20 protein-coding genes and 1 tRNA gene are annotated in these 22,199 nt (G+C 42.4%); 15 read left to right on the top strand and 6 right to left on the bottom strand.

Annotation, left to right across the window (positions count from 1 at the left end):
- Nucleotide 1: 1 nt before the first annotated feature.
- Nucleotides 2–2,437: a TonB-dependent receptor domain-containing protein gene (locus tag DJ568_RS13710; protein WP_114005852.1), complete on the bottom strand. Its 2,436-nt coding sequence runs from the start codon at nucleotides 2,435–2,437 to the stop codon at nucleotides 2–4.
- Nucleotides 2,438–2,677: 240 nt separating this feature from the next.
- Between DJ568_RS13710 and DJ568_RS13705 the strand changes: the two genes are divergently transcribed.
- The 4 genes from DJ568_RS13705 (at nucleotide 2,678) to DJ568_RS13690 (ending at nucleotide 7,352) form a co-directional block, all read left to right on the top strand.
- A complete protein-coding gene (locus tag DJ568_RS13705; RefSeq protein WP_114005851.1) occupies nucleotides 2,678–3,985 on the top strand; it encodes an alpha/beta fold hydrolase in 1,308 nt (435 codons plus the stop codon).
- A 117-nt stretch (nucleotides 3,986–4,102) separates the two neighbouring features.
- On the top strand, nucleotides 4,103–5,875 hold the full coding sequence (locus DJ568_RS13700) for a DUF885 domain-containing protein (protein ID WP_114005850.1): 1,773 nt from the start codon (nucleotides 4,103–4,105) through the stop codon (nucleotides 5,873–5,875).
- 224 nt (nucleotides 5,876–6,099) lie between these two features.
- Nucleotides 6,100–6,732 carry a hypothetical protein gene (locus DJ568_RS13695; protein WP_114005849.1) on the top strand — a complete coding sequence of 211 codons (633 nt, stop codon included), beginning with the start codon at nucleotides 6,100–6,102 and terminating at the stop codon, nucleotides 6,730–6,732.
- Between the two features lie 17 nt (nucleotides 6,733–6,749).
- Complete coding sequence (locus DJ568_RS13690) at nucleotides 6,750–7,352, top strand: hypothetical protein (RefSeq protein WP_114005848.1); 603 nt, start codon at nucleotides 6,750–6,752, stop codon at nucleotides 7,350–7,352.
- A gap of 373 nt (nucleotides 7,353–7,725) precedes the next feature.
- Here the strand turns inward: DJ568_RS13690 and DJ568_RS13685 are convergent, their stop codons facing one another.
- Both DJ568_RS13685 and DJ568_RS13680 read right to left on the bottom strand, forming a co-directional pair.
- On the bottom strand, nucleotides 7,726–8,925 hold the full coding sequence (locus tag DJ568_RS13685) for a DUF4185 domain-containing protein (RefSeq protein WP_114005847.1): 1,200 nt from the start codon (nucleotides 8,923–8,925) through the stop codon (nucleotides 7,726–7,728).
- 96 nt (nucleotides 8,926–9,021) lie between these two features.
- Nucleotides 9,022–9,945 carry a sulfite exporter TauE/SafE family protein gene (locus DJ568_RS13680; protein WP_114005846.1) on the bottom strand — a complete coding sequence of 308 codons (924 nt, stop codon included), beginning with the start codon at nucleotides 9,943–9,945 and terminating at the stop codon, nucleotides 9,022–9,024.
- Nucleotides 9,946–10,074: 129 nt separating this feature from the next.
- Here DJ568_RS13680 and DJ568_RS13675 point away from each other — a divergent pair, with 129 nt between their 5' ends.
- Entirely contained in the window at nucleotides 10,075–10,815 is a 741-nt protein-coding gene (locus tag DJ568_RS13675; protein ID WP_114005845.1) for an EcsC family protein, read from the top strand.
- Between the two features lie 73 nt (nucleotides 10,816–10,888).
- Here the strand turns inward: DJ568_RS13675 and DJ568_RS13670 are convergent, their stop codons facing one another.
- Nucleotides 10,889–11,350, bottom strand: coding sequence for a hypothetical protein (locus DJ568_RS13670; RefSeq protein WP_114005844.1), 462 nt, complete (start codon nucleotides 11,348–11,350; stop codon nucleotides 10,889–10,891).
- A gap of 217 nt (nucleotides 11,351–11,567) precedes the next feature.
- On the opposite strand from DJ568_RS13670, the gene ligA reads away from it, so the two are divergent.
- The 4 genes from ligA (at nucleotide 11,568) to obgE (ending at nucleotide 15,577) form a co-directional block, all read left to right on the top strand.
- Nucleotides 11,568–13,580: an NAD-dependent DNA ligase LigA gene (gene ligA, locus DJ568_RS13665; protein WP_114005915.1), complete on the top strand. Its 2,013-nt coding sequence runs from the start codon at nucleotides 11,568–11,570 to the stop codon at nucleotides 13,578–13,580.
- A 116-nt stretch (nucleotides 13,581–13,696) separates the two neighbouring features.
- Nucleotides 13,697–13,770: transfer RNA gene (locus DJ568_RS13660), tRNA-Arg, on the top strand.
- Nucleotides 13,771–13,824: 54 nt separating this feature from the next.
- Nucleotides 13,825–14,397: an adenylate kinase gene (locus DJ568_RS13655; protein WP_114005843.1), complete on the top strand. Its 573-nt coding sequence runs from the start codon at nucleotides 13,825–13,827 to the stop codon at nucleotides 14,395–14,397.
- 181 nt (nucleotides 14,398–14,578) lie between these two features.
- Nucleotides 14,579–15,577 carry a GTPase ObgE gene (gene obgE / locus DJ568_RS13650; RefSeq protein ID WP_114005842.1) on the top strand — a complete coding sequence of 333 codons (999 nt, stop codon included), beginning with the start codon at nucleotides 14,579–14,581 and terminating at the stop codon, nucleotides 15,575–15,577.
- Between the two features lie 71 nt (nucleotides 15,578–15,648).
- Here obgE and DJ568_RS13645 read toward each other — a convergent pair whose 3' ends face one another.
- Nucleotides 15,649–16,764 (bottom strand): glycosyltransferase family 4 protein, encoded by a 1,116-nt coding sequence (locus tag DJ568_RS13645; protein ID WP_114005841.1) that lies wholly within the window; start codon nucleotides 16,762–16,764, stop codon nucleotides 15,649–15,651.
- A 136-nt stretch (nucleotides 16,765–16,900) separates the two neighbouring features.
- On the opposite strand from DJ568_RS13645, the gene gap reads away from it, so the two are divergent.
- From gap to DJ568_RS13630, 3 genes are all read left to right on the top strand, one after another.
- Entirely contained in the window at nucleotides 16,901–17,899 is a 999-nt protein-coding gene (gene gap / locus DJ568_RS13640; protein ID WP_114005840.1) for a type I glyceraldehyde-3-phosphate dehydrogenase, read from the top strand.
- A complete protein-coding gene (locus tag DJ568_RS13635) occupies nucleotides 17,896–18,330 on the top strand; it encodes a GNAT family N-acetyltransferase (protein WP_114005839.1) in 435 nt (144 codons plus the stop codon). The genes gap and DJ568_RS13635 overlap by 4 nt, the downstream gene beginning before the upstream one ends.
- Before the next feature lie 98 nt (nucleotides 18,331–18,428).
- A complete protein-coding gene (locus tag DJ568_RS13630; protein WP_114005838.1) occupies nucleotides 18,429–19,619 on the top strand; it encodes a phosphoglycerate kinase in 1,191 nt (396 codons plus the stop codon).
- A 51-nt stretch (nucleotides 19,620–19,670) separates the two neighbouring features.
- On the opposite strand, the gene DJ568_RS13625 is transcribed toward DJ568_RS13630, so the two are convergent.
- Nucleotides 19,671–20,633 carry a GDP-mannose 4,6-dehydratase gene (locus DJ568_RS13625; RefSeq protein WP_199560980.1) on the bottom strand — a complete coding sequence of 321 codons (963 nt, stop codon included), beginning with the start codon at nucleotides 20,631–20,633 and terminating at the stop codon, nucleotides 19,671–19,673.
- A gap of 137 nt (nucleotides 20,634–20,770) precedes the next feature.
- On the opposite strand from DJ568_RS13625, the gene DJ568_RS13620 reads away from it, so the two are divergent.
- The 3 genes from DJ568_RS13620 (at nucleotide 20,771) to DJ568_RS13610 (ending at nucleotide 22,140) form a co-directional block, all read left to right on the top strand.
- On the top strand, nucleotides 20,771–21,190 hold the full coding sequence (locus DJ568_RS13620; RefSeq protein ID WP_114005836.1) for a hypothetical protein: 420 nt from the start codon (nucleotides 20,771–20,773) through the stop codon (nucleotides 21,188–21,190).
- 9 nt (nucleotides 21,191–21,199) lie between these two features.
- Nucleotides 21,200–21,619, top strand: coding sequence for a hypothetical protein (locus DJ568_RS13615; RefSeq protein ID WP_114005835.1), 420 nt, complete (start codon nucleotides 21,200–21,202; stop codon nucleotides 21,617–21,619).
- A 77-nt stretch (nucleotides 21,620–21,696) separates the two neighbouring features.
- Complete coding sequence (locus DJ568_RS13610; RefSeq protein ID WP_114005834.1) at nucleotides 21,697–22,140, top strand: hypothetical protein; 444 nt, start codon at nucleotides 21,697–21,699, stop codon at nucleotides 22,138–22,140.
- The last annotated feature ends 59 nt before the right edge of the window (nucleotides 22,141–22,199 follow it).

Here is a 22,199-nt window from a genome sequence, read left to right as displayed (position 1 = left end):
ATTAATTTTCGGCAGAACTGCCGCTTAACCTGCCCTGTTCTTCAGTGGCACCACCTGAACGCTTACGCGCATTCCTAAGTAACGTATTTCCAAAGCGATAGGTAAAAGTCGCGGTTATAAACCTGGTACCCGGTTTCTCGCGTCCGCGAAGATCCAGATTCAAGAACCTGCTGCTATACCTGTCAACCTGGGTATTAAAAATATCACTCACCGCTAACTTTATATTGCCCTGATTACGCAGTATTGTGTAACCTAACCCTGCGTTAATAAAATATTGCTCGCGGTAATCTTTTATACCAAAAAAAGTTGGTGTTTCATAAAAGGCATTCAATTCAGCTCTTAGCTTTGGTGTGATGGTAAATGTTTGATTTACACGCACTATCAAATCATAAGCCTTTCTGTTCTTAGCTCCGGGTATATTGTAATAGTATCTTTCGTAAGTGGCTTCTAAAAAATTACTTATCTGCCACCATTTTGCAATATCAAAGGGAGCCTGCACCTCTGCCATTATTTGATGGCGTGTACCGATGTTTTCGCGCGTTGTAAAAAGAGTAGTATCATTTTGTCTGAATACCGGGGTATGAAAATCCTTAATAACATTGTAGCTCAATGCGCCTTTAAATTTTATTAAATAAATATCAGCCACCTGGAAACTGCTCATATACTGCGGTCTTAAAAAAGGGTTTCCGGTACTATAGGTATGCCGATCAATATAACCTACAAATGGATTAAGGTCCTGGTAATTAGGGCGTGTGATGCGGCGGTTATAACTAAAACTCAACTGGTGATCGTCATTCACATCATAATTGACCTGCACACTCGGAAAAATACCGAAATATGTTGTATCGGCCACCCTATTGGGATTAAGTGATTTCCGGTTTGCCTGCGTTTGCTCAGCACGTACACCAATAATAGCGGTTACTTTATCAAAAGTTCTTCTTAAGTTTACATAGGCGGCATTTATCTGTTCATTATAAACAAAGTGATCAGTTAAGTTTTTTACAGGTAAAAGCACGCTGCCCTGCTTTGAATCAAAGTCTATTTTGTTTGTGCTGTTTACCTTGCTAACCTTTATCCCCGCATCAAATACACTATGTTTTTTTATCAACTGCGTGTAATCTATATTGCCTGAGTATACCGTAATATTTGAAGGGGAATTAACCCTGAACAAAAGTGGGTCGCGAAGCGGCAAGTCGTCGCTGCCAAAAAAATTATTCTGCAAGTTTTCTACCGACTTCCTGTCGTATTGCGAGTAATCTGCATCTGCGGTTAGGGTATGCTGGCCATATGCACCAAAAACGCCCCGGTAGTTTATATTATAATTTAGGTTATCTATATTCCTGTTGATTAATGAATTGGTAAGAATACTTGAATCTCGTGTACCGTTATTTGAAATTACGGTAGCATTATCCTTGTCTACCCCAACTTTATTTACAAAACCATGCAGTAACACCCCGATATTTTGTTTAGGTGTAATACTAAAATCGCCCCCTACGTTAAAACTATGGCTTTTCATTAATGTAGTACCTTTATACTTCACATTATAGTTCGTGTTTAAGTTATTAAGCAATATATTGCGGTTAGTATTCCAAATTCGCGGAATCTCACTTTCGCTATAGGTATAACTACCAAAAAGATTTAGTTTTTTATGTCTATAGTTCAGGTTGGTTGTACTATTCAATTTATACCTTTCACCAATAGAAGCACTTTCTGATATATTGATCCGAAGACCCTGATCACGGCTTTTTTTAAGTACAATATTAATCACTCCGCCGCCGGCAGCATCATACTTTGCGCTTGGATTAGCTATAAGCTCAATTTGACTGATCATACTGCTCTGATAGCTTTTAAGCATATCGGCTAATTGATCTCCGGACAATTGGACCGTTTTTCCATTAATGGCAATAAGCGCTTTCTGCCCGCCTCTAAATAACACCTCGTCTCCGGTAACCCTTACACCGGGCGCTGTTTTAAGCACATCTAATACCGAGTTGCCTGCCGCAACAATACTTCGGTCAACATTAAGTACAGTTTTGTCTGACCGTACCTCAATAAATTCTTTTTTAGCTATAATAGATACTTCCTTTAACTGGTGAGTTAAAGGGATAAGCTTTATTTCAGTTGCTTTTACATTGTTGTTTGCTGACAACTGGTACTTTACTGTATAAAACCGTTTATAACCTACTTTGCTTACAGCGATAAAATAGTTACCCGGCTTTATGTTCCGGAACTGAAAGAAGCCGCTTTTATCAGATATGGTTGAAGCGATAAGGGTTGAATCGGGATGATTTAATAACCTTACTGTAGCAGCCTCTGCCGGAAATAAGAACTGTGTTAAAACCTTGCCCTCGATGCTTGTATAAGTATTTTGCGCGTTCGAAATTGAAGATATCAATCCAAACAGGGCAGCAATTAAACACCGGGTCAGTAATTTCATTAACAGTACGCTACACGCTTAATTAGGTTCATCCCGCCTGCAACGTGCAACGCGAATGATTATCAAGTCAATATAGGGTGTTATACGTAATTTGCAAAAAAAAGTTATCTGGTAAGCAACATTACACCAATTATATATTTAATTCACAATATATTACCACCGTGTTGCCGCACCTTCACGAAGCTACACGGTGCCCCAATCAATTTGATTTACTAATTTTGCCTAAACCATGTTATTATCATGTCGCAAAACAAAGGCTTTTCCCTGTTCATATTTCTTCTATTTTTTGTTGTTACAGCTTTCGCACAAACAGAGCCCAAGCCCGTTAAGGACGCATTGACGCAATTTATTAAGCTTTATAACGCTGGTGAGTTTGAAACGCTATTTGATAAATGCAGCGCCGAAACTAAAACCGCCCTGCCGTTAGATCAATTTAAAAGCAGCTTTACGCAAGTAAAAAAGCAATTAGGCAATATGCTCAATGCCGAGCTAATAAAATATGAAGCCCCGGTTGCGGAATATAAAGCCACCTTTGAAAAATCAGTGGTTGGTTTTAACCTGGCAATTAACGCCCAAAACCAATACCAGGCGTTATTTTTTAAACCCTTTGAAGCTGCAAATGCAGGCATGACAACTGCTATAGACGGCTCACTAACGGAAACGGCTTACAATCTTAAAACTTTGTCAGGTAATTTGTCGGGCTCGTTGGTGACACCTAAAAATGCCGGTGGCAAAGTTCCGGTTGTGTTAATTATACCCGGTTCAGGCCCCATTGACCGTAACGGCAATAGTGATAAACTTGGAAAAGATACACTTAAGGCTAATACATATGCCCTGTTGGCCAATGAACTGGGTAAGAAAGGCATAGCCACCCTGCGTTATGACAAACGTGGTATTGGCCAGTCAGCCAGCTCTACCAAGGAAGCCGAGACAAGATTGGACGACATGGTTGAAGATGCGTTGGGTATAATCAACGACCTTAACGAGCGCAATGAATTTTCGAAAGTAATTGTATTAGGGCACAGCGAGGGCTCGCTGGTTGGCATTATAGCCGCGCGTGACGCGGCTGTGAACGCCCTTATATCAGTAGCGGGTGCCGGCGAATCCGCGGATAAAATTATGACGGAACAAATGAAGAAACAACCGTCGTATGTTTTTGAAGGCTTTAATCGTGTGCTTGATAGTATGAAGCGCGGCAAAATGACACCTAATGTCGACCCAAGCCTGTACCGTTTTGTTCGGCCAAGTATTCAGTTGTATCTGATGTCTTGGTTTAGGTTTGACCCTGCCAAAGAAATTAAAAAGCTTAAAATACCTATGCTGCTGATACAAGGCACCACAGACCTGCAAACGAGCGTTACACAGGCAGAAAAGCTAAAAAAAGCAAAATCAGACGCGCAATTGCTTATCATACCCAACATGAACCACGTTTTAAAAGAAGCACCGGCCGATACAAAGCATAACCTGGCTACGTATAGTAATCCTAACCTGCCGCTTAAGCCCGAACTGGTTAACGGCATTGCTGATTTTGTAAATAAGCTAAAATAAGTAAGGCGGTTATAATCATAACGCTTAATGGGCGCACGCACGCCTCAAAACTTACTGCTGTTTATTTTAATTAAAATCCCTTAAGTTTATCGCTGAATAAAATTAACCAGTTTTACCGTGTACAAAAAACTATTACTTGCTGCAGTTACAGGCATGGCTATGCTTATCGGATGCAAAAAAGAAGGCGAATCTAATCTTCGTAACCGTGATAAAAACGATGAAGGATTTGGTTTGTACAAAGAGGTATTTTTGGAAGAGCTATGGAAAACTGATCCTGACCGAGCGACGCTGGCCGGAAACCATACTTACGATAGTTTGCTGGTATTACCGTCTGAATATCGTAAAAAGATGCTTGATTTGGCAAAGGTACACCTCGACTCATTGAGCCGTTACCCGGAAGCTGAGCTATCAGATGCAAACCGCATGGATTTTTCGCTTATACAGAATTTCCTGAGAGCTACGCAATGGAACCTGCAACAGTTAAAACCCTACGAGTGGGACCCTACTTTTTACAATGCAACCGGCACTTTTGCCTATATATTAAATGAGCCTTACGCCCCATTAACTGCACGCCTTAAAGGTTTTAACGACAAATTGGGAGGCGTGCCGGAATACTTTAAGGAAGCACAGAAATCATTGAAAAACCCGGTACCTGAACTTACCAGCCTCGCTATTGCGCAACTAACAGCCGCATCAGAAATTATAGAAAAGGATTTTGCCGATTCGGTACATAATAGCGGCATACCGGAGGTAGAAGAAAAAGTTATGATTGAGCGGGCAAAATTGGCCGCAGCTTCCATAAGATCTTTTACCACATGGCTTAAATCCGCTAGTGACGGCAAAGGGCGAAGCTTCAGGCTAGGGAAAGAACTTTACGAAGACAAGCTTCAGCAGGAATTGCAGCCATCATTTACCGGTCAGCAGATTTTCAATTCTGCAATGGAACGCAAAAAAGTTATACACAAGCAAATGATAAAACTTGCTAAACAATTGTGGCCAACACACATGGCCGGTAAAAGCATGCCGTCAGATTCGCTTGAAATGGTAGGTGAGGTTATCGCTGCCCTATCGGCTAAACATGCCGGGCCAGAACAGTTTAAAGCGGCAATTCAACAACACCTGCCAACGCTAACTACCTTTGTGCAAAGTAAAGACCTGATAACTACCGACCCGGCAAAACAGCTGATTATACGTAAGAAGCCCGCATACCTGTCACATCGTGCCGGCACTTTTGTTACTTCGCCCGGGCCGTATGAAAAAACCGGGAAGTTTTATTACAATATTATTAACCTGGCTTCTTTAGACAAAGAAAAAGCTGACAGTTACCTGCGCGAGTATAATGATTACACATTGCAGTTGTTAAATATATACGAGGCCATACCCGGACGGTATACGCAATTAGCATTAGCAAACGGTTCACCAAGCATGGTTAAGGCTATTTTTGCTAACGATGCCATGACAAATGGCTGGGCTGTATATGCCGGAGAGGTGATGATTGATGCCGGTTACGAGAACACGCCTGAGATGCGCCTGATGTGGAACAAATGGCATTTAAGGGCCGTTTGCGATGCTATACTTGATTATAGCGTACACACAGGTGCCATGACAAAAGCGGCCGCACTGAAATTGCTAACCAAAGAAGCTTTCCAGGAAGAAATGGAGGCGGAAAACAAATGGACGACAGTAACGCTTAGCAGTGTGAAACTTGCCAGCGGGTTTACAGGTTATAAAGAGATAATCGAATTACGCAATGCGTATAAAAAGAAAATGGCCGATAAATACAAATTAAAGGATTTTCACGATAAATTTTTAAGCTACGGCAGTGCCCCGGTTAAGTACATTAAAGAGGCCATGCTGGCTAAAGAAAAGCAACCCGAAACGGCAAATTAAAAGTAGTGACTGTATTCTATTATGCCTGTTTATACAACCACATCAAATCAATCCAGTTACAGCCTCTTATTTCAACTTTAAGATTACGATGCATTTTTAAAACGAAACCCGCATTATTTTCTTTTTACGAATTATTCTCCTCACTATTAAACCAATCCGCCCACACAATGTCATAGTGTGAATAATTCACAATTTAATTTCATCTTAAACAACACAATTTTTTTATGAAAAAGCTTATTGCTGCAGCATTGTTATGCGGTGCCTGCATTGAGAACTCCTTTGCCCAAACTGAAAAAGGTACACAATCACTTGGCCTGAGCTTGGGTGTGTCTACCGGAAAATCAACTGCCAGTTACCGCCTGTCCAATACTGGGGACTGGGGACCTGAGGTAACACGTAAGAGTACGGAATATTATATTGCGCCATCTTACAGCTATTTTATTAGTGATAAGCTTGATATAAGCGCAGGCATCAGCTATGGCCACGCCAGGGTGACAAGTGATGAAAACATATACGGATATCCTTTAAAAACAACGTCTGCCGACTTTTCCGGTAGCATTGGGCTACGAAGATACTTTCTCTTTGATAATAAAATAGGTATACGCACAGGGCCATACTTTACATACGGATCAAGCCGGGAAGACGACCAGCGCAGTAAATATTTTGCAGGTGGCCTCGGGCTTGATTTCGTATATTATCCGTCAAAAAAAATAGGACTTGCCGCTTCGTTAGGAGGGATATCGTACATCCATGAAAGATACACTAACTACTCACGGATGACCAATGATGAGTTTACAGTGACTCTTTTTAATAGCCTTGGACTTTCATTCTTTTATGTTATTGGAGCAAAAAATTAACCATTACCCTTATCAAAATGTATAAAGTAATTATTACGTTTATGCTGCTGTTATATGTACATGCAGCCAACGCTCAAACTGAAAAAGGCAAGCAGAATATAGGGTTGGGGTTAAGGTATTCTCACAGCAAAAACACTACTGAATTCAATAACTACTCCAGCAATCAAAACTCTGCATCACTGCAGTACAGTTATTTTATCGCGGATAAAGTAGATCTTGGCGCCGAAGTAGCTTATTACTATATTAAGTCTGGAAACAATTCTTCGTCACAGCGTTTCAGTTCAACTGCCAACGGCTTTGGCAGCCGTATCCAATTGCGTAAATATTTTCTTTTTGAAAATAAAATCGGTGTCCGTACTGGGCCATATCTTGACTATCTGAGTTTAAACAACGACGATAACGACGTTGTGTCGTTATCGTCGCGTAAAAGCGCACGATACAGCACCGGCATAAGTGCAGACCTCGTTTATTACCCGACCGAAAAAATCGGCATAGCTGCCGGGATAGGAGCACTACAATATAGCTACGCTAAAACAACGGGAGATTATCCTTCATCAGGCAACAGCCTTTCTTTGGCATTGACGAACGGAATCAACCTTTATTTCTATTACGTTTTTTAATCTAACCTGCCACAATTGTCCGCAGCAATAAACGGCTGCGGCTTTTTATTCGATGCCTTTCCCTGCCCCCGCGACAGCACAAATTACAATGGTTAATATGCTAATCTGACCTTGAAATCTTTTTTGCCGGCCATACTCTTTTCGCTCAAATGTGAGCGGATGATGTACAAAGAATAACTGGGGATAATGAGTATAAAGTATTTTTATTGCGGTAGCCGTTCAAGTCAACTCGCAAACCGATAGGATTAATATTTAGGTAAAGCAAGCGAATAACCAAAGTTTTCACTTTACGTAACCATTTCACTTTGAAACGACTTCCTCCAAAACTGGGCACTGCAGCTTAAAACCTCCGGCTATCGGAGGGTTAATACAGTTAATTGAACTTTATCTTAAAAAACCTCGGCCGGTAATGCTGGGGGTGTTTCTTCATGTCATTATAAAAATCCAACCCTATTACATTATAACTTATCAGCAATTCGCCGGGCTTTGAAAGGTTGGGATGTGCCTTGGCGTTGTAAGGTAAAAAGTTTTTGTTCTCCTCGCCTACTTTGCTTTCGTACAGGTTAATAACCGGCCCAAACGGGCCGTAAGGCGTAAGCCCGATACGCGCGGCGGTAGTATAACCAATGCCGTCAGCCTGGAAAACCAGGATGTAACGCCCGTCAGGCAGTGGACTAACACTAAGTTCGTGCGACACGCGATCAGTCACGTCAGCAATTTGCTTAATATCCGTATTCCAGGTCTTTCCGTCCCAGTAGCGCCATTTGCTGAAATCTTCATAGTCTTTTGGTAATACGCGTGCAACTAGTAAGCTTTTCTTTTTAGTACGCGTACCGTAAACATATATGTAGCCGTCGGGAGTTGGCGCACCTGCCTTTTTTGTATTCACAAATACCCCCGAACCCAGCACCCCGTAATCTGCGGGTGTGGCACCTTCAATAAAAAAAGGAGTATCCATTTGCTTTTGTTCCTTAAACGGCGGTTTACTGTCTTTAGGGAAAGTTATAAGGGTAGTTCCTCTCTCTTCGAAAGCCCACACATCTTCGGGCTTCTGGTTACGTATGCGGTAAGCGTGCAGGTATATCTTATTGTTTGCTTCGTTCACAAATCCGTCACCAAGCCAGTAGTAATCGCCGGGTTCTGTATTGGGCGTATTGGGTACAAAAGTGGTAGCCGGCCTACCCTTTTCGTCAACAGCATAATTAAATTTGATATTCTCAGGTTTTGGCTCACCGGTGATTATAGCGTTGGTGTTATTAACCATGGTGTATCCCGGCTGGGGCGTTCCATCTTTAATCTCACCCACCATGGTATCGCTGAAAACAATAAGCGTTTTAGTATTATTTCCGGGCTTATCGCTGCCGTTTATAGGAATAGAATATACACCATCTGCACCAAACCAGCCTGAAGTACGCTTAAATAAGGCCGTCCATTCCGGTGCTTCTTCAACTGTGAATTTAAATGTAGTGGTATCCTTATTTGTAACCACTGATTGTGAAACGGCTAACGTTGAGTACATTATCGTGGCACAAAACACTGCTGCCAGGGTATATATATTTATTCTTTTGTTCATATCGTTAAAGCTTTGCTTACAATTGGATTTATAAAATTACGCAATTTGTTATAATGCGTGTACATACAATCCAGCAAAAACAGCAAATTTGTTACTTTACAGCTGTTCTATCGAGCGCCACAAAATACGGATGCTTGATATAATAACAATAACGGCCACACCAATAAACATCTTTTTAACCGGCAGCTTACCAGACATCCTGGCGGCCAGGGGAGCCGCCAGCACACCACCGGCAATAAGGCCCACAATAGTTTGCCAATGACTGAGCCCCAGTATAAAAAAGAAGGTTAACGCGCTGGAAAGGGTCACAAAAAACTCCGTTAAGCTTACCGATCCGATCACATATTTAGGCGTTTTACCTTTAGCTATAAGCGTGCTGGTTACCAGTGGCCCCCATCCTCCGCCACCAAATGAATCAAGGAAACCGCCTGCGCCGGCCAACAAACCTGCCCGCTTTACCTTTTTTGGCCTTGTCTTTTTTTTGAACGCGTTAAGTAATATCTTAACACCTAAAAAGAGCGTGTAAAGTGATAAAACAGGTCGTGCAAAGGTGGAGTATTCCTCTCCATAAAAACCAAGTAAGCAAGCCCCGGCTATTGATCCTAATACACCCGGTATAAGCAACGTTTTGAAAAGCTTTTTGTTAACATTGCCAAACCTGTAATGACTAAAGCCAGATGCACCGCTTGAAAACATTTCGGCCGTGTGTATACTTCCGCTTACAGCTGCGGGACTCACCCCTCCCATTAATAACATCGTTGCTGATATTACACCATATCCCATACCCAAAGCACCGTCAACCAACTGGGCAAAAAAGCCTACCGCTAACATCCACAAAAAATCTTCGCCGAAAATAGCTGCTATCTTATCAGGATACTGCGTAGTCGACGCGGGGTCAATAGCGAGTACTAAGCCGTATATTAGTGCAGCAATTGATATGGCAACAATTAACAGAGCTATAATTTTTTTCCAAGTACTACCCGGCGCTTCAGTAACGCTGCCTATATCTTTAATTGACATCACTCTTTAATCTCTATGGAATTAGTAGACAAAACTAAAACTTCTTATCCGGTAATCCTAACGTCTTATTATTTTGAGGTATAAATCATCATGGATTGCAAGGCTTATGTATATTAGTAAACAGTTCACATGACACCATACGAAAGTCAGGCTTACATACAATTGCAGTTTTGGCAGCTTAAAATGCAGAAAAAGCCATCGCTCGGCAACCGTATAACCCAAAATTTGCAGAACAAGCTCAACAGCATCATACCCGATAAAATACACAGCGCTGTAACCACTGCTATAGAAACGATGGTGAAGGGCGTATTATTCGGTGCCCGGCATACTACGGAACCGCCGCGGCAGCACGCTTCGCTGCAACTGCGCGAAGCAGAGGTGAAAAACAAAATAGAGCTTTATCAAAAAACCGCCAGCGTAGAAGGTGCCATAACAGGTGCCGGTGGTATATTATTGGGTTTGGCCGATTTCCCTATCCTTGTTGGTATAAAAATTAAATTACTTTTTGATGTGGCGGCATTATATGGCCATGATGTTAATGATTATAAAGAGCGGATTTATATACTATATATTTTCCAATTGGCTTTTAGCAGTCAACATCGGCGCAACGAGGTTTACCGGGCACTGGCCGACTGGCAAGGTTACAGCAAAAACTTCCCCGATGATTTGCATGAATTTGACTGGCGCACCTTTCAGCAAGAGTATCGGGACTTTATTGATTTGGCTAAAATGGCGCAGCTCATCCCTGTTATAGGTGCCGCAGTTGGTGCTGTAGTCAATTACCGGCTTATTGCACAATTAGGAGAAACAGCTATCAATTGTTACCGCATGCGCACAATGGACTCGCTTAAAACACCACCACAGGAGTAGGCTCGTCACAGCCTTTTATTATAGCTCACAAAAAAAGCCGCTGTCGCGGCCTTTTCTGTTTAAAAATCGTTGGTTAAAAGTTATACCTGAAACCAAGGCCAAACCTTGCAGGCTCAAACTCCGAATCTTTATTAAGCTGCCACATTGGTCTCCAATCAAAGCTAAGGCTTATAGGTGCAGATGGGATGGTGTAATCCAAACCTACCATAGGGCGCAGGAATACAAAAGTACCTCTGTTATTATCCGCAAATGCAAACTGAGGACCTACTCCCAAGTACCATTGTAATGAATTAGTTCTGGGGAATGATTGATGATACTGATAGTAACCACCTAACCAAACAGCGTCGGCACCAAACAGAAGATCGGCTTGTAGTGCATCTTTGCTGTTGAAACGATGCTTAAGGGTTGGACCTACCAAAGTGGAACCATCACCAAAATCAAGGCCTAAACCTACACCTGTGGTGCCAGTCTGGGCAAATGTTTGTGTAGCAGATAATACAACGGCAATTACGGCTAAAAGAATAAGTTTTTTCATAAGTTGAAAGTTTGTGAAAGAATAATTATTTAAAAAGTCGTGCACAACTTTTGTGCCACCATGCGTTATAAGTGGCTTTTATTGTACATTATCTTCTTTACGTGTTAACAGAGTCAGGCGCTACTTTGTTCGTGCTTTTTTTTACAACTGCATGGTTACATACACATGCGCCGATATTATTTCATTGATAATAGCCCAATTGTTATCTTCGTTCACTATGTTGCCTACAGAAGCGAAAAAAAAAATTGACGAGTTAACAGCAGAATTAAAACAGCACAATTATAATTATTATGTGCTGGCGATGCCTACGATAGCCGATTACGACTTTGACAAACAATTGGCAGAACTGGCTAAACTTGAACAACAATTTCCTGAATATGCTTACCCTGATTCACCTACGCAGCGCGTGGGCGGCGAAGTAACCAAAGAATTTGTTAACGTGCGTCATCGCTGGCCAATGCTGTCATTAGGGAACACGTATAATGCGCAGGAACTTCTTGATTTCGACCAGCGTGTGCGCAAGGCTATCGGCGATAATCTTGAGTATGTATGCGAACTTAAATTTGATGGCCTTAGCATGAGCCTCACGTATGAAGGTGGCAAACTTGTCCGCGCCGTTACCCGTGGGGATGGCGTACGGGGCGACGATGTTACTACTAACATCCGCACTATACATACCATCCCTAAACAATTACATACCGGCAACTATCCTAATCTGTTTGAAATACGGGGCGAAGTGTTTATGCACCGTAAAGCATTTGAACGGCTGAATAATGAGCGTATTGAGAATGGCGAGATACCGTACGCTAACCCACGCAATTTTGCCTCCGGTACCGTAAAGATGCAGGACTCCGCAGAAGTGGCCCGTCGGCCGCTGGACTGTTTTTTATACGGATTGTACACTGAAAAGACACTTTTTAAAACCCATTGGGAAAGTCTTGAAGCGCTAAAATCATGGGGTTTCCATGTAAATAATAGCAGCAAACTCTGCAAAAACATTGATGAGGTACTTGAATTTATAAACCATTGGGATAAGGAGCGCTTTACCTTAAGCTATGATATTGATGGTATCGTTATCAAAGTAAACAATTACTCGCAGCAACAGGAACTGGGCTTTACGGCCAAATCACCGCGCTGGGCTATCTCATATAAATATAAAGCCGAACGTGTAGAAACTGAACTGCTAGCTGTAACCTACCAGGTTGGGCGTACAGGCGCTATCACACCCGTAGCCAATTTGCAGCCCGTTCAGTTAGCGGGTACTACAGTAAAGCGGGCTACGCTGCATAATGCAAATGAAATTATACGGCTTGACCTGCATGAGGGCGATAGTGTTTTTGTTGAAAAAGGCGGTGAAATTATTCCTAAAATAATAAGCGTAAACATTGATAAGCGCCACCAAAATGCCGTAGCGGTTGAATATATAACCCGCTGCCCTGCATGCGGTGCGGCATTGCAACGTAAAGAAGGAGAAGCCGCGCATTACTGCCCTAATGACGAAGGTTGCCCGCCACAGATAATGGGCAAAATGCAGCATTTTATTGGCCGCAAAGCCATGGATATAGAGGGACTGGGCGGGGAAACGATTGAAACATTATATGAGAAAGGATTTATACGCCATATTAGCGATTTGTATAAACTATACGAACATGCTGATGATTTGAAGCAAATGGAACGTTTCGGCGAAAAATCAATAACCAATATGCTGGCAGGGATTGAAAAATCAAAAGCTCAGCCTTTTGAAAAAGTGCTGTTTGGTTTGGGCATACGCTACGTAGGCGAAACGGTTGCCAAAAAGCTGGCTTTGCATTTTAAAAACATTGATGCACTGGCCAGCGCAACTTATGACCAGCTAATAATTGCTGAAGAAATTGGCGACCGTATAGCCCGCAGTATTATTGACTATTTCGAGGCTGAGGAACACCGTGATGAAATAGAAAAATTAAAAAAATACGGCTTGCAGTTTGTTATTGAAGAGAAGGAAGTTACATTGGCCAGTGAAAAGCTTGCAGGTAAAACTTTTATTATATCCGGCACATTTGACAAGTTTTCGCGCGATGAACTTAAGGATATTATTGAACAGAATGGCGGCAAAATACTGAGCAGCATATCTGCAAAACTGAACTACCTGGTTGCCGGCGACAATATGGGCCCTTCGAAACTGGAGAAAGCCACCAAGCTTAATATACCCATAATCAGTGATGATGAATTAATGGCGATGTTAGGTTAAAAACTAACCAACGCTTGAAGCTAATAACTATTGCATATCAACTTATTTTCCAATTTTTTTGCCGGCTTCAAAAAAAACGCTATTTTTGCATTCCGTTCGAAAAACGGGATATATCAGGACTTGTAGCTCAATTGGATAGAGCATCTCACTACGGATGAGAAGGTTAGGGGTTCGACTCCCTTCAAGTTCACTTCACTATAGCCTTTCTGCCTAGCAACTGAAAGGCTATTTAAATTTTATCAGCATGCTAAACTTAGTTCTTTTCGGCCCTCCCGGAGCGGGCAAAGGCACTCAATCACAAAAGCTTATCGAAAAATACGGATTGATTCACCTCTCAACCGGCGATTTGTTACGTGGCGAAATAAGCCAGGGCACCACACTTGGATTGGAAGCTAAAAAACTAATGGACGAAGGCCTTTTAGTACCTGATGCCGTAGTAATAGGCATGATTAGCAATAAACTGGATGCCAACAAGGAAGCTAAAGGCTTCATTTTTGATGGCTTTCCGCGTACTGTAGCGCAAGCCGAAGCATTGGATTCATTATTGGAGAGTAAAGCATCAGCTATATCAGGCATGATAGCACTTGAGGTTAATGATCAGGAGCTTGAGCAGCGCCTTTTATTACGTGGTAAAGATTCAGGTCGTCCGGATGATGCTAACCCCGAAGTGATACGTAAACGCATCAAAGAATATAATGATAAAACCGCGCCAGTTGCCGGTTATTACAAGGGCCAAAACAAATTTACCAGCATTAATGGTATCGGCTCGATAGACGGTATTTTTGGCGAGATAACTAAGGTTATTGACACTTATTAATATTCCCGGAGACGGGAAGACGGAAAATCCGTAAGCCGAAAACGTTTCAGCTTACGGATTTTCTATTTTACGTCAAATGATTTATACGCAATACTTCCAGACTAAAATCTATAATTTTGCATTACGAATTCTGAATTGAAATTGCAAACCATTAATTCAGTATTAATATAAAACATCTATTATGTCCCAGGGTTCAAATTTTGTCGATTATGTAAAAATATGCTGCCGGTCAGGCAAAGGCGGGGCTGGTTCTGCACATTTACACCGGGACAAGCTAACTTCAAAAGGCGGCCCCGACGGTGGTGACGGCGGACGCGGGGGGCATGTTATAATAACAGGCAATGCGCAGTTGTGGACGCTGCTGCATCTTAAATATCGCAAGCACGTTATTGCCGGTGATGGCGACCCGGGTGGCACCACGCTTAAAACAGGCAAAACCGGGAGAGATGAAATATTGGAAGTTCCGCTTGGCACTATCGCTAAAGATGCAGAAACTGGCGAAATATTATTTGAAATAACCCATGACGGCGAAAGCCGTATCCTTACTGAAGGTGGCCGCGGCGGTTTAGGTAACTGGCATTTTAAAAATTCGGTACAACAAACCCCCCGTTTTGCACAATCAGGTGAACCCGGCAAGGAAGAATGGAACGTACTTGAGTTAAAGCTGCTGGCCGACGTAGGCTTGGTAGGTTTCCCCAATGCCGGTAAGTCGACATTACTATCTGTAGTATCGGCTGCTAAACCGGAGATTGCCGACTACGCTTTTACTACCCTTGTACCCAACCTGGGCATCGTATCGTATCGCGACAGCAAATCATTTGTAATGGCCGATATCCCCGGCATTATTGAGGGCGCATCAAAAGGCAAAGGACTAGGCATCAGGTTTTTACGACACATTGAACGTAACTCTGTGCTTTTGTTTATGGTACCTGCTGATACAGCGCGCACTATTGCCGAGGAGTACAGCATCCTTTTAAATGAATTGGAAGAATACAACCCCGAACTTATACATAAGCCGCGTGTGTTAGCTATTACTAAAGCCGATATGCTGGACGATGAGCTAACTGAGGAGATGAAAAAAGATATACCGGCAGGTATACCCTACCTATTTATATCATCGGTAGCGCAAAAAAACATCACTGAGCTAAAAGACATGTTATGGCTGGCGATAAACAAGTAAATTTATCACCGTTCATCTTTAGGTACAATGTATGGCACGCCCGGGACGGAGCCGGTAAGTGCGGAGGCAATTTAAAAACGCTCGTACACCTTTAAATGCTGCTCAACTGTACTCTTCCAGTTAAATATTTTTAAACGCTCCGTTCCCTTTTCAATTAATTCTTCGCGCAGTGCTTTGTTATTGACAATTTGCGATACTTTTTCAACCAGGTCGTCCCTGTTGCCGGGCTCAAAATATAAAGCTGCGTCGCCGCCAACTTCAGGGAAACAACTGGCGTTAGACAATATTACAGGGCACTTGTTAATAAAGCCTTCAAGTACGGGTATACCAAAGCCTTCCTCAAGCGACGGGAATATAAAACATAACGCGTTTTGGTACAAAGCCGCCATTTCATTATCGCCCTTAACCGGTATATATTTTACATGGCTCAAAGCATCTATACGACCAAGTACGTTGCGCTCATACGCGTCGAAATCGCCGCTGCCGGCGCATAGCAACGTAATATTGCTTTTTTTGAGATACTCGTTAAGGGTTTCAGCCAACCATTGAAAATTCTTATAGTACTTACGCACGCCCACAAACAGTATGTACTGCTGTGGCAACCCCTGCATCTTAATGGCCTCTGTAGTGTACCCTGTGGCGGCAAGGTGCACTACCGATATCTTAGCCTCGTCAACAGCTGGAAAATGGTATAGTATCTCCTTCTTAGTATGATGGGATATAGCTATAATATGGTCGGCACGCGGTATCAGGCTGGCCTTCCATTCACTCTCGGCGCTCAGCGTTTCCATTACCTTATCAAAATAATTTTCGTGTATCATGTCATACACGGTAAGCACAAAAGGCTTGTCAGCCGGTAAATGCTTTAAAAAGTAAGGGTTGTAATATGTAGGCTGGAAAATATCAAACCGCCCGTTTTTAAGTATATCAATTGTACGAAGCTCCTCCTCCTTTTCAATCGCTCTCTCCAATCTCCCTTTACCCGGAAATTTTTTTAACTTGTTTAACTTACTAAACCGTGTAAGCTGGCTTTCGGAAAGATGGACGTTTTTTGAAAAGAATTTTTTTGGTAAAACCTTGTATTCCGATTCCTTACCTACGCCTTTCATCAATTCAGTAAAATACTTGGATATGCCTCCGAAATTTTGTTTTCTGAATATCTGGTGATCAAATAATATCCGCTTCATTAATGGATGGTGTATACTGCAAAGTAAATACTTTTAACGTAAAGTACCAGCAAGGGTATTTAACAAGCAATATTGCTTCAGGCTGAATATAGCAAGGTTTTTATTATATAGATTTGCGTTATAACTACCAGATAAGATGAAAATAGCAATAAATGGGTTCGGCCGTATAGGCCGTACATTTTTACGAAGCATTTTAACACGGCCCGGTATAAAGGTAGTTGCTATAAATGACCTTACCGACACGCGTACACTTGCACACCTGTTTAAGTACGATTCGATACACAGGGGTTTTATAGGCACTGTTGATTTTGACGATAATAATTTAATAATTAACGGCACCAAAATAATGGTATATGCACAACGCGAGCCCTCAGCACTGCCGTGGAAAGAAATGGACATAGACCTGGTAATTGAGTCGACCGGTAAATTTACGTCACACCATGGCGCCGGGTTACACCTGCAGGCCGGAGCCAAACAGGTGATTATTTCAGCCCCTTCGGCCGATAAAAACATACCTACCATAGTGCTCGGCGTTAACGATGGCGAAGTTAACCTCACTTCACCTGTATTGTCTAACGCCTCGTGCACCACAAATAACGTAGCGGCTATGGTAAAGATACTCGACGATAACTGGGGGATTGTGGATGGTTACATCACTACAGTACATTCAATGACTGGCGACCAGAGCCTGCACGATGCGCCGCATAAGGATTTGCGCCGGGCAAGGGCGGCCTCCGCATCCATCATACCTACTACCACCGGTGCTGCCAAGGCAATTACCACTATTTTTCCGCATTTAAATGGCAAACTCGGCGGCGCGGGTATACGCGTACCTGTGCTCAACGGATCCTTAACTGATTTTACCTGCAGCCTGCGTAAAACAGCCACCGTGGCACAAATAAATAACAAGTTTAAGGAAGCCGCCGACGGGAAAATGAAGGATATACTGGAATACACGGAAGACCCAATAGTATCTACTGACATTCTTGACAACACCCATAGCTGTGTTTTTGATGCTCAACTTACATCTATAGTCGGCGGCCTGGTAAAGGTGGTTGGATGGTATGATAACGAAACGGGCTATTCAAGCCGCCTCGCCGATTTAGTTGAACGGATAAGCTCACTTAAGAAATGATAAAATTCATCAATGTTGAAGAGCTTCTATCCATACGCAACGACATATTGCGCGAAGGAAAGTTACTGCCTGAAGATTGCGCCTTCGATACTGATAAAATTAACGGCGCTTTTCACCTGGGTTATTACTCCGGAGACGAGCTCGCCTGCATCGGATCATTCCATCCGCAGGACTGTGGCGACTTTAGCGGCAAGGGCTACCAGTTAAGGGGCATGGCTACCATAGCGAGACAACAGGGTAAGGGGCACGGAAACCAACTACTCAACTTTGCGATAGTATATCTGCGCGGCAAAAAAATCAGTTATCTGTGGTGTAATGCGCGCAAAAGCGCGTTGCCATTCTATCTTAAAATGGGGTTCAAAATAATATCAGAAGAGTTTGAGGTACACGGCATAGGCCCGCATTATGTGATGTACATAAAAATCAGCTGATTTTTTTAAATTTAAGAACACATTTATGCCTGTTGCGTTCCATATTTAAAAATAAAATGCTGATTTTGCGCCGCTGGATTTTTACAACCCTATAAAGTATGAAAACAATAGACCAAATAAGTTTTGCAGGCAAAAAAGCCCTTATCCGTGTTGACTTCAATGTACCTCTTGATAAAGAATATAACATTACTGACGATAACCGGATAACGGCTGCTTTACCAACTATAAAAAAAATACTGAAGGATGGCGGTTCGGTAGTATTAATGTCGCACCTGGGCAGACCGAAAGAAGGCCCAACCGAAAAATATTCGTTAAAACATGTAGTAAAGCATCTTTCAGACTTGCTTGGCCAGGAAGTAGAATTTGCAGATGACTGCATTGGCGACGACGCCGTGCAAAAGGCATCTGAATTACATAATGGCGAAGTATTGCTGCTGGAAAACCTGCGTTTTTATAAAGAAGAAGAAAAAGGCGATAAAGATTTCGCCGATAAGTTAGCCAAACTGGGTGATATTTATGTAAACGATGCCTTCGGAACAGCACACCGGGCACATGCATCAACTGCTATTATCGCTCAATTTTTCCCGGATAATAAGTATTTCGGTTACCTGATGGCCGGCGAACTGGCCAATGCTGAAAAAGTGCTTAACGATGCCGCAAAACCTTTTACAGCTATTATGGGCGGTGCTAAGGTATCTGATAAAATAGAATTGATTGAAGCGTTGCTTGAAAAGGTAGACAATTTAATAATCGGAGGTGGTATGGCGTACACTTTTGCCAGGGCACAGGGTGGCAAAATCGGTAAATCATTGGTTGAAGAGGATAAACTGGACCTGGCTAACAGCCTTATTGAAAAAGCAAAGGCCAAAGGGGTTAACCTGCTGTTGCCAACTGATTCGGTAATAGCCGATAATTTCAGTAACGACGCTAATACCGACGCGGCCCAAAATGATAATATCAAAGACGGCTGGATGGGTTTAGATATCGGACCGGAATCTGTTAAAAAATTCAGCAGTGTTGTAGCCGAATCAAAAACCATTTTATGGAATGGGCCAATGGGCGTATTTGAGATGGAAAAATTTGAAACAGGTACCAAAGCCGTTGCCGATGCAGTTGTTAAAGCAACTGAAAATGGAGCGTTCTCGCTTATTGGCGGCGGCGACTCAGCAGCGGCGGTAGCAAAGTTTGGCTACACTGATGATGTGAGCTATGTATCAACCGGTGGCGGTGCGCTACTTGAATATATGGAAGGCAAAGAATTACCCGGTGTAAAAGCTATTAATGAGTAACCTCTACATGGTTTAATATAAAGGGCAGCTAATGGCTGCCTTTTTTATTAATTACTTTTTGTTTGCCAATTCTTCTTCAATCAAAATTTTCAATACATCATAAAACGATAATTGGTACTCCCACCCTAACTGTGTTTTTGCCTTAATATTATCACCGTATATATCATGTATTTCAGTAGGCCTGAAAAGTTTTTCGCTTATTACTACACGATCCGCGGAGAGATTGAAATAATTGAAAACGTAATCAATTACAGATCGCAACGAAACAGATTGTCCCGAGCATATAACAAAATCATCCGGAACATCCTGCTGCAGCATCAGGTACATTGCCTCAACATAGCGCGGTGCCCAGCCAAAATCGCGTTTTATATCAACGTTGCCAACTTCTAAGGTATCGGCCCGGCCCTCGCTTATTTCAATAGCTTGCAAAATTACTTTTTTTACAAAAAAATTATCGCTCCGTAAATATGATTCATGGTTAAACAGCAGCCCGCTGCAGCTAAATATGCCATATGACTCACGGTAGTTTTTGGTAATCCAATGCGCCGACGCCTTTGATATACTATACGGGCTTATAGGGTTAATATAGGAGCCTTCTGTTAATGGCAACATTGCCTCTCCGAAAATCTCGCTGCTTGATGCCTGGTAAAACTTGCACGCGCTATTTAGCATGCGTATAGCCTCAAGGATATTCAATACGGAAACAATGTTAAAATGAATAGTGCCAATTGGCTGCTTGAAGGATAAGGAAACCGAACTTTGGGCGGCAAGGTTATAAATTTCGTCGGGCCGGTACTCTGCTATTATTGACATTACCTGCGAAAGATCTGATAAATCACATTCAACAATCTCCACATCTTTCTGCAGCCCCAGGTATTCAAGCCCCCAGATATTCACATGCGAATAGCTCCTCACCAGGCCCACTACTTTGTAACCCTTTCTTAACAGCAATTGCGACAGGTAAGCACCATCTTGACCGGTTATGCCGGTAATCAGAGCAGTTTTATTCATCATCAATGGTTTCGCGTTTATAAGGGCTTGTATAAACAACAATGATAAAAATATTCAGTTAATAATGGATATTAATTTGCAAACTGTGTAGCACTTTGCTAATCATTGCCGTATAGATTAAACAACCCAATTATAACGCAATGAAAAAGTGGCTTAGTGTAACGTTACTTGCAGTGATTATTGCCGCCTGCAACAAAAAAGACAGTTCGGATTGTGGCAATAAAACCTGTACATTGGACTTTAGAATGGTAACTGTGAAGTTTTTGAATAAGGACGGTGAAGGCATAAATGTAAAAAACTACAGCGCCGTTAATCAGCGCACAAAAGACACTATCAATTTTCCGCCTAATGCCCACGTGTTGTTACAAAAGGGCACATACATAGTAATTAGCGACAGCTATACCAAATCATTACCAGAAAGCGGCGATGACATTAAAGTAACCGGGACAGACAGCGTGACCAATGAAACTAAGACAGCTATTTTCAAAGTAGCCGGCGGTAGATGCGCATGTCATATCAATAAACTTTCCGGGCCCGAAGAGATTAGGTTTGATAATTGATAACATACAGTGAATAAGGTAATTATTTTTTTAGCCGTGGTCTTATTTGCTTCATGCAGCAAAGATCCTGTACGTACGCGGAAGTGCGCAGATGTTATCTGCACTGAAAACTTCGCTTCGGTAACTATAAAATTTGCTGATAAACATGGCGAAGGTATAGCTGTTAACAAATACAGTGCGGTAAACCAGCGTACCGGCGACACCATCAGAACCGCATCTGCAGCCATTTCTAATACTATCGCAGGCGTGTATTTTGTGGTTGACGACGGTTGGACGAAAAAATTATCCGAAGCCGGCGACGACATCAAAATTTCAGGCACAAATCCAGGTACAGGCCAAACCAAAACAGCCGTTGTAAAGGTAAAAGGCGGCAAATGTGCCTGCCATGTAGAGAAAATATCCGGCCCCGATCAAATACAATTCGACTAAAACCTATCTTCAGTAGTCGTGTTTAATTGTTGTAAGTCTTCGGGTGAGCCCCGGGGGCTTACTTTAAAACTGCTGCCATGAAGAAGCTACTTTATACCCCCCTGCTGGTTGTTTTACTAAACTCCTGCGATACTGCCCAGAAAACACAATCACAACAAGACCAGCAAGCTCAATCCGGCCCGTGTCCCGATAAAGTATGCACGATGATGTTTGCCAGCGTGCCGGTTAAATTTGTGAATAGCAGCGGAAACCCTGCGGCGGTAAAAGATTATAGGGCAGTAAACCTGCGCACCAATCAGGATATTACCCACAAAGACAATGACAGTGTGTATGGCAACTATTTTGCTGTAGCTGACGACAGCGACCTGAAAAAGCTGTCGGAAGCCGGAGATAATATAGAGGTTACAGCTATTGACAGTGCCAGCAATAAAAAACTTAAGGCCGTCATCAAGGTTTCGGGTGGCGAGTGCGCCTGCCACGTAGCCCGGGTAGCCGGTCCGGAAGAGATAATGGTAAATTGATAATCATTTTTCCCACTCGCGTAAAAATGGAACCTGGAAAGTGCTAAAATCCGTCAAAT

The sequence above is a fragment of the Mucilaginibacter hurinus genome (genome assembly GCF_003324525.1).
GTDB lineage: Bacteria > Bacteroidota > Bacteroidia > Sphingobacteriales > Sphingobacteriaceae > Mucilaginibacter > Mucilaginibacter hurinus.
This window is presented reverse-complemented; position numbering and strand designations above follow the sequence as displayed.